Genomic DNA, 12,058 nt, shown 5'->3' with positions numbered 1-12,058 from the left:
GCCGGATGGCGTGCAGGCCCCTTCTCGTGCCGCAAGTGGTTCAGGCGGTGCCGTTGACAGTCGGCCCGCTCGGCTCGCTCCCGGCGCCGGTCGCATCCGGCTGCGCGTCGGCCACACTCGGCTCGACAACCGGCTGCGCGTCAGCCGACGCCGTCTGTCGCGGGAAGTGCGACAGGCCGCCCCAGAGGAGGGCGACCGTGGTGTCCACGGCGGTCTGCTTGTCGACCGGGCGCTTGGCCTCGAGCCAGTAGCGGGCGTTCACCTGGCTGGCGCCGACGAGCCCCGACGCGAGCATCCGCGAACGGTACGGATCGAGACCGGAATCGTGCATGACCAGGCCGTACACGGCGTCGACGCACGCCTCGGTCGCGCCTTCCACCCGGCGGATGACGGCGGGATCGGAGGCGTCGGAGGAGAAGATCAACCGGTAGCCCGAGTTGTCCTGGTCGATGAAGTCGAAGAAGGCCTGGACCGCGGCACGGACGCGCTTGCGGTTGTCGGTGGTCGTCCGCAGGGCGGTGTTGACGTCGCTGACCAGCTTCTCGGCGTGGCTGTCCACGACCGCGATGTAGAGGTCGAGCTTCGACGGGAAGTGTTGATACAGAACGGGTTTGCTCACTCCCGCGTGCACCGCGATCTCATCCATGCCGGCCGCGTGGTAGCCGCGTTCGACGAAGATCTCACTGGCCGCGTCGAGCAACTGCATACGTCGTGCGCTGCGCGGCAGGCGAGTGCTGCGGCCGGGCACGGCGGACGCGTTGGTTGCGGTCGACATGCCCAAGAGAGTACTCGGCGGAGCTTCCTGCGCAGTATCGGTGGTCTGCTGTGAGAAAGTTGACCGGTGAGCCGCACAGAGGACGGTGGCCCCGGGTCCGAGCGTGGCCGGGTGCGTGCCAAGGATGTCGGCCCGAGATCGTCGGGACGCCCCAGACCGGACCAGCCGCTACGAGCGCGCTGGGACCCGACCGACGACAGCGGACGTCCCCGCGTCGACCGCGATGCCCAGCCGGAATACAAGAAGCAGTCGGCGCTCGGGCGGTTCGTCTCGACCTATGGGTGGCGTGCCTATGCGATCCCGGTGCTCACGATCCTGACGATCGCGCTGATCGTCGTCACCATCCGGGACGGCCGGACCGATGCGCTCGAGCCGGCGGCGGCCGCCAGCCCCGACTCCGCCGCGCGCAACACCGACATCAGCAAGGAGACCCGCCCGATCGGTGCCCCCACCGGCGACATCCAGGCGGCCGCGCTGCCCGCCGGGACGCTGCCCCAGGGCGGCCCGTTCACCGACCGGGCCCGCAAGACGTTCCGGGTCCTGCGCGGCGGCGGTCCGCCCGTCGGCACCGGCGGGCAGGTGTACACCTACACGGTGGAGGTGGAGAACGGCCTCAACCCGCAGGACTACGGCGGTGACCCGACCTTCGCGAAGATGGTGGACACGACGCTGGCCAACCCGCGCAGCTGGATCGGCGACGGCCGCGTGTCCTTCCGCCGTGTCGATCGCGGCGAACCCGACCTCCGCATCTCGCTCACCTCGACCGGCACCACCCGCGAGTTGTGCGGCTACCAGATCCGCCTGGAGACCTCGTGCTATTACCCGCCGCAGGCGCGGGTCACGCTGAATGAGGCCCGATGGGTGCGCGGTGCGCTGTCCTATCAGGGTGACGACGTCGCCTACCGGCAGTACCTCATCAACCACGAGGTCGGTCACGGCATCGGCTACGAGGCGCACGAGGCGTGCCGCGAGGACGGCGCGCTCGCGCCGATCATGATGCAGCAGTCCTTCGGCGTCGCGAACTCCGAGATCATGGCTCTCGACCCACAGATGAAGGCCAACCGGACCTTCGTGTGCCGTCCCAATCCCTGGCCGTTCCCCACCCGCTGACCGGGAATGCCGCCGCGGACTCATCCGTTGTGCCGGGGGTACGTAGTCAGCCCGAACAATGGAGGCGTTCGTGTCATCGCAAGGGTCGCCCACAGGGTCGCTGCCGCCGCTGGTGGAACCGGCCGCGGAACTGAGCAACGAAGAGGTGGCCCGCTACAGCCGTCACCTGATCATCCCGGACGTGGGGATGGACGGTCAGAAGCGTCTGAAGAACGCCAAGGTGCTGGTGATCGGCGCCGGCGGACTGGGTTCGCCGACACTGCTGTACCTCGCTGCGGCGGGCGTCGGGACGATCGGCATCGTCGAGTTCGACATCGTCGACGAATCCAACCTGCAGCGCCAGGTCATCCACGGCCAGTCCGACATCGGCCGGCCCAAGGCCGAGAGCGCGCGGGACTCCATCCTGGAGATCAACCCCTTCGTCACCGTCAACCTGCATGACCAGCGGCTCGAGCCCGAGGGTGCGATCGAACTGTTCTCGCAGTACGACCTCATCCTCGACGGCACCGACAACTTCGCGACCCGGTACCTGGTCAACGACGCCGCGGTCCTCGCGCACAAGCCCTACGTGTGGGGGTCGATCTACCGCTTCGAGGGTCAGGCATCGGTCTTCTGGGAGGACGCCCCCGACGGCCGCGGTCTCAACTACCGCGACCTCTACCCGCAGGCACCGCCGCCCGGGATGGTGCCGTCCTGCGCCGAAGGCGGTGTACTCGGCATCCTCTGCGCCTCGATCGGATCGATCATGGGCACCGAGGCCATCAAGCTGATCTGTGGGATCGGCGAGCCCCTCCTCGGTCGTCTCATGGTGTACGACGCCCTCGACATGACCTACCGGACCATCAAGATCCGCAAGGATCCGGAGGGTGAGCGGATCGCCGGTCTCATCGACTACGACGACTTCTGCGGTGTCGTCTCCTCGGAGGCGTCCGACGCCGCCGCGGGGTCGACGCTGACCGCCGTCGAACTCAAGCAGAAGATCGACGCGGGCGAGAAGCTGGCGATCATCGACGTCCGGGAGCCCGTCGAATGGGACATCGTCCGCATCGACGGCGCGACCCTCGTCCCGAAGGGCGACATCCTCTCCGGCGAGGGTCTCGCCAAGGTGCCGCAGGACCGGCCCACCGTGCTCTACTGCAAGACCGGCATCCGGTCCGCCGAGGCGCTCGCTGCGCTGAAGCGAGCCGGTTTCGCCGACGCCACGCACCTGCAGGGCGGCGTGACCGCGTGGGCGAACCAGGTCGACAAGACGTTGCCGGTCTACTGAGCCCGGTCATCGATCCGCACGTCGGTGCGGGTGGTTGCCGCGTGCCTTCCGGAAACGGACTACCGCGCTCGGTAATCTGGCCGACGTGAACACCGTCGAGCCGCCCGGACACGTGTTGAACACGTTCGGGCTCACCGCCCACCCGCCCATCGCGATGGGGGAATCGTGGGTCGGCGGGTGGCGTGTCGGCGAAGTCGTGCTCTCACTGGTTCCCGACCACGCGCGCGCCGCGTGGTCGGCGTCGGTGCGCGAATCCCTGTTCGTGGAGGGGATGCGCATCGCGCGTCCGTTCCGCGCCACCGACGGCCGGTATGTGGTGTCGGGCTGGCGGGCCGACACCTACATCGCCGGGACGCCCGAACCGCGGCACGACGAGGTCGTCCTGGTCGCCGACCGGCTGCACGAGGCGACCGCCTCGCTCGAACGGCCCCGGTTCCTGCTGCAGCCGCCTGCTCCGCCGCACACCGACGTCGACGTGTTCACCGCGGCCGATCGTGCCGCCTGGGAGGACGTCCCGCTGCGCTCGGCCCGGGCCGCCGGTATGGCCGAGCCGACCGCACCCGACGGTGTGCAGAGCGTCGACATGCTGAAAACCCTTGCGAAGCTTCGTAAGCCGGTGGACCTGCCGTCTCAGGTCGTGCACGGTGACCTCTTCGGCACGGTGCTGTTCGCCGGTGCCGCGGCCCCGGGGATCACCGACATCGTCCCGTACTGGCGGCCCGCCCCGTGGGCGGCGGCGGTCGCGGTGGTCGACGCCCTGGCGTGGGGTGGTGCCGACACCGAACTCATCCAGCGATGGTCGGATCAGCCCGAGTGGCCGCAGATGATGCTGCGGGCGACGATGTTCCGGTTGGCCGTCCACGCGCTGCACCCGCGGTCGACCTCGGGCGCACTGCCCGGGTTGCAGCGAGTCGTCGAACATGTACGTTTACTCGTATAACCGCAGCTCACAGCCCTGACTGACCGCTGACAGGGTTCTCACAACGCCCGTGTGACGGAGTGAGGACAACGTGACGATGCGGTCACCTCGCGGAAAATCCGCGCAACACGCCCCCTCCACACTTGGTCTCGAGTCGCACGACACCGGTGTCGGCGTCTTCCACGACAGCCACCACTGCACGCAGCCCTGTGCACGGCAGTGACACCACGTAGACCAGCAACCATCGGAGGCGGAGCCTTGGCATTCGCAGATCTCAGAGCACAACTGACACGGGACCACACGATCACCGACTGGGACCCGGAGGACCGGGTCGCCTGGGACAACGGCAATGCCGCGATCGCCAAGCGCAATCTGATCTGGTCGGTCATCTGTGAGCATGTCGGATTCTCGATCTGGTCCCTGTTCTCGGTGATGGCCCTGTTCATGGGCCCTGAGTACGGCATCAGCATGGACCAGAAGTTCGTCATCGCCGCCACCGCGACGCTGGTCGGTTCTTGCCTGCGTATCCCGTACACGCAGGCCACCGCCAAGTTCGGCGGCCGCAACTGGGCGATCTTCTCCGCCGTCGTGCTGCTCATCCCGACCGGGCTGACGATGATGCTGATGATGAACCCGGGCGAGTTCGGGTTCGGCTGGTTCCTCGCCGTCGCGGCCATCACCGGTTTCGGTGGCGGCAACTTCGCGTCGTCGATGACCAACATCAACGCGTTCTACCCGCAACGGCTGAAGGGCTGGGCGCTCGGACTCAACGCCGGCGGCGGCAACATCGGCGTGCCGGTCGTGCAGGTCATCGGTCTGCTGGTCATCTGGCTCGCCGCCGACCAACCCGAGATCGTGTGCGCCATCTACCTGGTCGCCCTGGCCGTCGCCGGTATCGGTGCCGCCCTCTACATGGACAACCTGGACCACCAGACGGCCAGCGGCCGGGCGATGCTCGACTGCCTCAAGTACCGCGACACGTGGCTGATCTGCCTGCTCTACATCGGTACGTTCGGTTCCTTCATCGGCTTCGGGTTCGCGTTCGGCCAGGTCCTCAACATCAGCTTCACCGAGGCCGGAGTCGCGAAGCCGGCGCTGGCAGCAGCGCAGATCGTCTGGATCGGTCCGCTGCTGGGGTCGGTCATCCGTCCTTACGGCGGAAAACTGGCCGATCGCGTCGGCGGCGGCAAGGTGACGCTGTACACCTTCATCGCGATGGTCTTCTCCGCGGCGATCCTCGTGGTCGCCGGCACGATCGCCGACAACAACGGCAAGACGATCACCGGCGCCACGTTGACGGCCTTCATCATCGGCTTCATCCTGCTGTTCCTGCTCTCGGGCCTGGCCAACGGGTCGGTCTACAAGATCATCCCGACCATCTGGGAGCACAAGGCGCAGGCGCAGAGCGGACTGAATTCGCTCGGGAAGACGAAGTGGTCGCGGAGCATGTCCGGCGCGCTCATCGGGATCGCCGGTGCCGCAGGCGGTCTCGGCGGTGTGGGTATCAACCTGGTGCTGCGCGCCAGCTACCAGTCCAACAAGTCGGCGACGATGGCCTTCTGGGTGTTCATGCTCTTCTACGTCCTGGCAGCGGTCGTGACCTGGTGGTTCTACGCCCGGCGCCCGATCGTCATCGCGGAGACCACCGATCTCGCGGTCACCGGTGCCCATGACGAAACGGCACCGACTGTCGACGGGACCGCATCGACCGGTGCTGCCGCCGAGGGCACCGACAAGCAGGCAACCAAGGAAGCGCTGGCCTGATCCTCACGGGACCGGCGAGGCAAGGGAGCAAAGAGCAGTGAACAGCGAAACCGCAACGCGCACAACCAAGACAGTTGTGGTGGTGGGCCATGGCATGGTCGGTCACCGCTTCGTCCAGGCGCTCCGCGAGCGTGACGCGACCGACCTGTGGCGTATCGAGATCGTCAGCGAGGAGATCGACCCGGCCTACGACCGGGTGGGGCTGTCCTCGTATGTCGGTGCCTGGCTTCGGGATTCTCTCGCACTCGAGGGGAACACGTACGCCGGGGACGATCGGGTCGTCACGCATCTGGGCGAGACCGTCACCGGCATCGATCGAGACGCCCGCCGGGTCGTCACCTCGAGCGGTCGCGAGATCGACTACGACGCAGTCGTTCTGGCCACCGGTTCCTACGCTTTCGTCCCGCCGGTTCCCGGCCACGACAACGACCGGTGCTTCGTCTACCGCACCCTCGACGACCTCGACGACATCCGGGCCGCGGCCGAGGCCGCCGGTCCGGGTGCGACGGGTGTGGTCGTCGGCGGCGGCCTGCTCGGACTCGAGGCCGCCAACGCACTCAAGCTCATGGGGATGACCCCGCACGTGGTGGAGTTCGCCCCGCGTCTGATGCCGATGCAGGTCGACGAGGGTGGCGGCGCGATCCTGAAGAACCTGGTGACCGAGCTCGGACTCGAGGTCCACACCGGGGTCGGGACGTCGGAGATCGCCGACGCCGAGGACGGCGGCCTGCGGGTCACGCTGTCCGACGAGTCGACGATCGACGCCTCGCTCGTGGTGTTCTCCGCCGGCGTCCGACCGCGCGATCAGCTCGCTCGGGACGCGGGACTGGCCGTCGGCGAGCGCGGCGGCGTGCTCGTCGACGCCGGTTGTGGAACCGACGACGAGAACGTCTACGCCATCGGCGAGGTCGCCGCCGTCGAAGGCCGCTGCTACGGCCTCGTCGCCCCCGGTTACTCGACCGCCGAGGTGGTCGCCGACCGTCTGCTCGGCGGGACGTCGGAGTTCCCCGGTGCCGACCTGTCCACGAAGTTGAAGCTCCTCGGCGTCGACGTGGCCAGCTTCGGCGACGCGTTCGGCACCACCGAGAACGCGCTGGAGATCACCTACCACGACGCGGTCGCCGGCCGGTACGCGAAGATCGTCGTCAGCGACGACGCGAAGACGCTGCTCGGCGGAATCCTGGTCGGCGACGCATCGGCCTACGCGATGCTCAAGCCGATGGTCGGCCGGGAGATCCCGGGCGACCCGGCGGCCCTCATCGCACCCGAGGGCGGCGCTGCGGTGGGTATGGACGCACTGCCCGACGACGCGGAGATCTGCTCGTGCAACGGCGTCTCGAAGGGTGCCATCTGCTCGGCGATCGCCGACGGCGCGTGCGACATCGCCGCGGTCAAGGGCTGCACCTCGGCCGGCACCACCTGCGGTGGCTGCCTGCCCAGCATCAAGCAGCTGCTCGCCGCGTCCGGGGTCGAACTGAGCAAGTCGCTGTGCGACCACTTCACCCAGTCGCGCGCCGAGCTGTTCGAGATCGTCGCGGTGACCGGTATCCGCACGTTCTCCGAACTCGTCGACCGGTACGGCAGCGGGCAGGGTTGCGAGATCTGCAAGCCGACGGTCGCGTCGATCCTCGCGTCGACCTCCAGCGACCACATCCTCGAGGGCGAGCAGGCCGCGCTGCAGGACACCAACGACCACTTCCTGGCGAACATGCAGAAGAACGGCTCGTACTCGGTCGTGCCGCGGATGCCCGGTGGCGAGGTCACGCCCGAGCAGCTGATCGTGATCGGTGAGATCGCGCGCGACTTCGGGCTGTACACCAAGGTGACCGGTGGGCAGCGGATCGACCTGTTCGGTGCGCGCGTCGATCAGTTGCCCGAGATCTGGCGGCGCCTCGTCGACGCCGGGATGGAGTCGGGGCAGGCGTACGGCAAGAGCCTGCGGACGGTGAAGAGTTGCGTCGGTTCGACGTGGTGCCGGTACGGCGTGCAGGACTCGGTCGGCATGGCCGTGCTCCTGGAGAAGCGGTACCGCGGACTGCGCTCACCCCACAAGATCAAGTTCGGGGTCTCGGGATGTGCCCGCGAGTGCGCCGAGGCGAGGGGCAAGGACGTCGGCGTCATCGCCACCGAGCACGGCTGGAACCTCTACGTCGGCGGCAACGGCGGCCAGAGCCCGAAGCATGCGGTGCTGCTCGCCAGCGGAGTGGATGACGAGACCCTCGTCGCCTACATTGATCGGTACCTCATGTTCTACATCCGAACCGCCGATCGACTGCAGCGCACGGCGCCGTGGCTGGAGTCGCTCGAAGGTGGTCTCGACCATCTGAAGGACGTGGTGTGTGAGGACAGCCTGGGGCTCGCCGCCGAACTCGAGGAGGCGATGGCCCGCCACGTCGGCGGTTACCAGGACGAGTGGGCCGCGGTGCTCGCGGACGAGGACAAGCTGAAGCGGTTCGTCTCGTTCGTGAATGCGCCCGATGTCGTCGACCCGACGATCCGGTTCTCCGAGTACGAGCGCAAGGCGCCGGTGCTGCTCGACATGCCGGCGGTCCGTCCGGGTGCGACCGCTCCGTCGGGCCCCGATGGAGTGAGCGAGCGACCGGTGAGAGAAGGAGTGCCCACATGACCATCGCGCCAGGGGAGGCCGACACCATGTCCGCAGAGACGACGCCCACCGGCGCCGCCACGGAGTGTGAGGGGAGCTGGGTGCGCGCGTGTTCGATCGACGATCTGATCGTCGGTCGCGGCGTCGCCGTGCTGGGTCCCGAGGGTGTGCAGGCCGCGCTGTTCCGTCTGCCCGCCGCCGAGTCCGATCGCGAGGCGGCGCCCGGGCGCTCCCGCCTGTACGCGATCGGCAACATCGATCCGTTCGGTCGCGCCGCGGTCCTCTCCCGGGGACTCACCGGCGACCGCGGGGGCGAACCCACCGTCGCCTCGCCGCTGGGTAAACAGGTCTTCGCGCTGCGCACCGGGATCTGCCTGGACGACGAGACGGTGTCGGTCCCCAGCTACGGTGTGCGGGTGGTCAACCGCATCGTCGAGGTGTTCTTCCCGGCGTGAACACCATGACCCCCGCCGGTGCAGACCCTGCCGGCGCAACCTCACCGGACCCCGACCCGTTGCCGCTCGCCGGTTTCACGATCGGGATCACCGCCGCGCGTCGCGCCGAGGAGTTCGCGGTACTGCTGGAACGACGCGGTGCCGAGGTGATGCAGGCCCCGACCATCCGCATCCTGCCGCTGGTCGACGACACCGAACTCGAGCGGGTGACCGAGGAACTCATCGCCCACCCGCCCGAGGTGATGGTCGCCACGACCGGTATCGGCTTCCGCGGGTGGGTCGAGGCCGCCGACGGGTGGGGCAACGCCGAGGCCGTCCTACGGGCGCTGTCCGATAGCCGGCTGATCGCACGCGGCCCGAAGGCCAAGGGCGCGATCCGGGCGGCGGGGCTGCGCGAGGAGTGGTCGCCGGAGAGCGAGTCCTCCTCGGAGGTCCTCGACCGGCTGCTGGAAGAGGGCGTCGACGGCGTCCGGATCGCGGTGCAGTTGCACGGTGCCACCAGCGAGTGGGAACCGCTGCCGGACTTCTGCACGGTGCTGCGCGCCGCCGGTGCCGAGGTGGTTGCGATCCCGGTGTACCGCTGGCATATGCACCCCGACGTGGCGCGCATCGACAAGATGATCGGCGCGGTGCTCCGCGGCGATCTCGACGCGATCACCTTCACCAGCGCCCCGGCGGCGGCGTCGATCCTGACCCGTGCCAAAGAACTCGGCAAGCTGCAGCAGTTCATCCACGCACTGCGGACCGCGGTACCGGTCATGTGCGTGGGCTCGGTGACCGCCAGTCCGCTGGAGGCGCTGCAGATCCCGACGATCTACCCGCGCCGGTTCCGTCTCGGCGCGCTCGCGCGCCTGATCACCGACGAACTGCCGCGGCGGAGCCACCTGCTGCGGGTCGCCGGGCACGACACCGCCATCCGCGGCCAGGCCGTCGTGGTCGACGGTGAGCTCCGTGAGATGTCGGCGACGAGTCTGCTCCTGCTCAAACTGTTGGCCCGCAACCCCGGTCGCGTGGTCTCGCGGCAGGAGTTGCTCGCCGGTCTGCCCGGTGACAGCTCCGACACCCATGCGGTCGAGGTCGCCGTTGCTCGACTCCGTGCCGCACTCGGGGATTCGAAGATGGTGCAGACCGTCGTCAAGCGTGGTTACCGGCTCGCGGTCGACCTCGAGTACGACGCCGAAGACGAGTGAGAAGGAAGCGAGAACACATGCACGACAACCATGTACGGCTTCCGCACGGTGACCGGTTGCAGGGGTACAGCCCCGTCCTGGTCGCGCACGGGACCCGCAACCCGCACGGGGTCAACGTGATCGCCCAGATCGCCGAGGCCGTCAGCGCCCGCATCGGGCTCACCCGCACCGCATTCGTCGACGTCCTCGGACCGACGCCGAGCGAGGTCATCGCCGACCTGGAACGTCCGGCGGTGCTGGTGCCCGCGTTCCTCGCCTCGGGCTACCACGTCCGCAAGGACCTGCCCGAACACGTCGCGGCCGCCGGCCGGGCGGACACCGTCGTCACCCGGGCGCTGGGTCCCGATCCGGCCATCGCCTCGGTCGCCCGACTCCGGCTGGCCGAAGCGGGCTGGGAACCGGGCGACGCGGTCGTGCTCGCCGCCGCCGGGTCATCGGACGAGAGTGCCTGCGGGCAGGTTCATCTGGCCGCCCGGCAGCTGGAATCGCTGATCGGCGGACGGGTCGAGGTCGGGTTCATCACGACCGCGACCCCCACTGTGCCCGAGGCGGTCGAGCGGGCCCGGCGCACGGGACGGCGGGTCGTGATCGCCAGCCACCTCCTCGCCCCGGGCCTGTTCCATCAGCGCCTGAGCACCTACGGCGCGGACGCGGTCGCCGCACCCCTGGGGCCGGACCCCAGGATCGTCGACCTGATCGTCACGCGGATGCGTGCGGCCATCAGTCCGTACCGACGTGTGCCGGTCCCGCGCCACGTCTGAGCTGCCCCGCAAACCCACCCTTTTTCGGCATATTCAGCACCCTCCAAGGGGGTGGGTATGCCGAGAACAGGTGGGTTTGCGGGTCGGTCACGTGGCGGGGTCCCACCGGCACTCGCGCAGTCGGATTCGCCCGTCGGTGACCGGAACACCCTCCGCCCGCAGCCGTTCCAGCTGACGAGTCGCGAGATGCGGCGCCGGCCGGCCGCCGGCGGGCACCACACGGTGCCAGGGCAGGTCGGCCGAATCGGTCCGCATGATCCAGCCGACGATCCGCGGGCTCGACAACCCGGCCGCGGCGGCCAGGTCGCCGTAGGTGCTCACCTGGCCGGCCGGAATGGCCGACACGAGTGCACGGACCCGTTCGACCTGCTCCTCGGTGATGGCTGCCATCGTCGCCTCGACAGATGTCGTCGCTACAGCAGCGATCGGACCAGCGCGGCCGCGAGCCCGGGCTCGAGGAACGGCACCATGTGGCCGCAGTCGGCATGGTGGACGGTGACCTCGTCGCCGCGCTCGCTCGCGCACGCATCGAGGAAGGCCGGCCGCACGAACGGGGGCTGGACCTGGTCGGCGACCACCACGTGGGTGGGCACACCTGGCGGCGGAAGCACTGCGGGCCTAGCCATCTCGCTCCACGACGCCGCTGCGGCGGGTGCGCTCACCCGCCAGCCGACCCGGCCGCGCGGCCGGGGGACGAGGTGTTCGGCGAGTTCGGCCTCCATGAGCTGGTCGGGAACGGCGGCCCAGCCCTCCGCACGTTTCGCGGCGCGGGCGGTGTCGGCATCCGCGTAGTCCCAGTTGTCGAGACTGTCGGTGGCCACGTCGAGCGCGAATTCGGGGTCGAGGCCCTGCGCGGGGTCGAGCAGCACCAGCCCCTTCACCGCATCCGGGCGGCGGTTGGCCAGGTGCAACGCCAGCGCGCCACCGAACGAGTGACCCACGACGACCACCGGATGCTCATCGGCGGGGATGTGTTCGTCGATCACCGCGGACAACGCCCGCACCTGGTGCTCGATGCTCCATGGCGGTCGCCACGGGGACCGGCCGTGACCGATCAGATCCGGCGCGACGAGGCGCACGCCGGGGAGGTGATCGGTCAGCGCTGCCCAGCGGCGGCCGTGCCCGGTGAGTCCGTGGATCGCGAGAACCGCAGGACCGCTGCCGAAGACATGCGTGTTGAGAGCTGTCACCCGTCCATCCTGCCGTACGCCG

At 69.0% G+C, this 12,058-nt stretch carries 11 protein-coding genes; 8 read left to right on the top strand and 3 right to left on the bottom strand.

Annotated features, from left to right (window positions below):
- Positions 1 to 40 precede the first annotated feature (40 nt).
- Positions 41 to 775, bottom strand: a complete 735-nt coding sequence (locus MVF96_RS17445; protein WP_247449847.1) for an HTH-type transcriptional activator FasR — start codon at positions 773 to 775, stop codon at positions 41 to 43.
- Between the two features lie 66 nt (positions 776 to 841).
- Between MVF96_RS17445 and MVF96_RS17440 the strand changes: the two genes are divergently transcribed.
- The 8 genes from MVF96_RS17440 (at position 842) to MVF96_RS17405 (ending at position 10,846) form a co-directional block, all read left to right on the top strand.
- Positions 842 to 1,885, top strand: a complete 1,044-nt coding sequence (locus tag MVF96_RS17440) for a DUF3152 domain-containing protein (protein ID WP_055475547.1) — start codon at positions 842 to 844, stop codon at positions 1,883 to 1,885.
- A gap of 58 nt (positions 1,886 to 1,943) precedes the next feature.
- Complete coding sequence (gene moeZ / locus MVF96_RS17435; RefSeq protein ID WP_247449845.1) at positions 1,944 to 3,152, top strand: adenylyltransferase/sulfurtransferase MoeZ; 1,209 nt, start codon at positions 1,944 to 1,946, stop codon at positions 3,150 to 3,152.
- A gap of 85 nt (positions 3,153 to 3,237) precedes the next feature.
- Complete coding sequence (locus tag MVF96_RS17430; protein WP_055475607.1) at positions 3,238 to 4,092, top strand: TIGR02569 family protein; 855 nt, start codon at positions 3,238 to 3,240, stop codon at positions 4,090 to 4,092.
- Positions 4,093 to 4,329: 237 nt separating this feature from the next.
- Positions 4,330 to 5,835 (top strand): nitrate/nitrite transporter, encoded by a 1,506-nt coding sequence (locus MVF96_RS17425; protein ID WP_055475545.1) that lies wholly within the window; start codon positions 4,330 to 4,332, stop codon positions 5,833 to 5,835.
- Between the two features lie 37 nt (positions 5,836 to 5,872).
- Entirely contained in the window at positions 5,873 to 8,461 is a 2,589-nt protein-coding gene (gene nirB / locus MVF96_RS17420) for a nitrite reductase large subunit NirB (RefSeq protein ID WP_165629755.1), read from the top strand.
- Positions 8,458 to 8,895 (top strand): nitrite reductase small subunit NirD, encoded by a 438-nt coding sequence (locus MVF96_RS17415; RefSeq protein WP_396266609.1) that lies wholly within the window; start codon positions 8,458 to 8,460, stop codon positions 8,893 to 8,895. Before nirB ends, MVF96_RS17415 begins: the two co-directional genes overlap by 4 nt.
- Positions 8,896 to 8,900: 5 nt before the next feature.
- On the top strand, positions 8,901 to 10,085 hold the full coding sequence (locus MVF96_RS17410) for a uroporphyrinogen-III synthase (RefSeq protein ID WP_055475606.1): 1,185 nt from the start codon (positions 8,901 to 8,903) through the stop codon (positions 10,083 to 10,085).
- Positions 10,086 to 10,102: 17 nt separating this feature from the next.
- A complete protein-coding gene (locus MVF96_RS17405; protein WP_137810420.1) occupies positions 10,103 to 10,846 on the top strand; it encodes a sirohydrochlorin chelatase in 744 nt (247 codons plus the stop codon).
- Between the two features lie 87 nt (positions 10,847 to 10,933).
- Here the strand turns inward: MVF96_RS17405 and MVF96_RS17400 are convergent, their stop codons facing one another.
- A complete protein-coding gene (locus tag MVF96_RS17400; RefSeq protein WP_137810421.1) occupies positions 10,934 to 11,236 on the bottom strand; it encodes an MGMT family protein in 303 nt (100 codons plus the stop codon).
- 23 nt (positions 11,237 to 11,259) lie between these two features.
- Positions 11,260 to 12,036 carry an alpha/beta fold hydrolase gene (locus MVF96_RS17395; RefSeq protein WP_137810422.1) on the bottom strand — a complete coding sequence of 259 codons (777 nt, stop codon included), beginning with the start codon at positions 12,034 to 12,036 and terminating at the stop codon, positions 11,260 to 11,262.
- Positions 12,037 to 12,058: the final 22 nt, after the last annotated feature.

The organism is Gordonia hongkongensis, from assembly GCF_023078355.1.
GTDB lineage: Bacteria > Actinomycetota > Actinomycetes > Mycobacteriales > Mycobacteriaceae > Gordonia > Gordonia hongkongensis.
The sequence above is the reverse complement of the archived record's forward strand: the minus strand, read 5'-3'. Positions and strand labels throughout refer to the sequence as shown.

Coding starts and splice junctions, on each gene's coding strand:
- MVF96_RS17445 (WP_247449847.1), bottom strand. CDS start 775: ATGTCGACCGCAACCAACGCGTCCGCCGTGCCCGGCCGCAGCACTCGC.
- moeZ (WP_247449845.1), top strand. CDS start 1,944: ATGGAGGCGTTCGTGTCATCGCAAGGGTCGCCCACAGGGTCGCTGCCG.
- MVF96_RS17415 (WP_396266609.1), top strand. CDS start 8,458: ATGACCATCGCGCCAGGGGAGGCCGACACCATGTCCGCAGAGACGACG.
- MVF96_RS17410 (WP_055475606.1), top strand. CDS start 8,901: ATGACCCCCGCCGGTGCAGACCCTGCCGGCGCAACCTCACCGGACCCC.
- MVF96_RS17405 (WP_137810420.1), top strand. CDS start 10,103: ATGCACGACAACCATGTACGGCTTCCGCACGGTGACCGGTTGCAGGGG.
- MVF96_RS17400 (WP_137810421.1), bottom strand. CDS start 11,236: ATGGCAGCCATCACCGAGGAGCAGGTCGAACGGGTCCGTGCACTCGTG.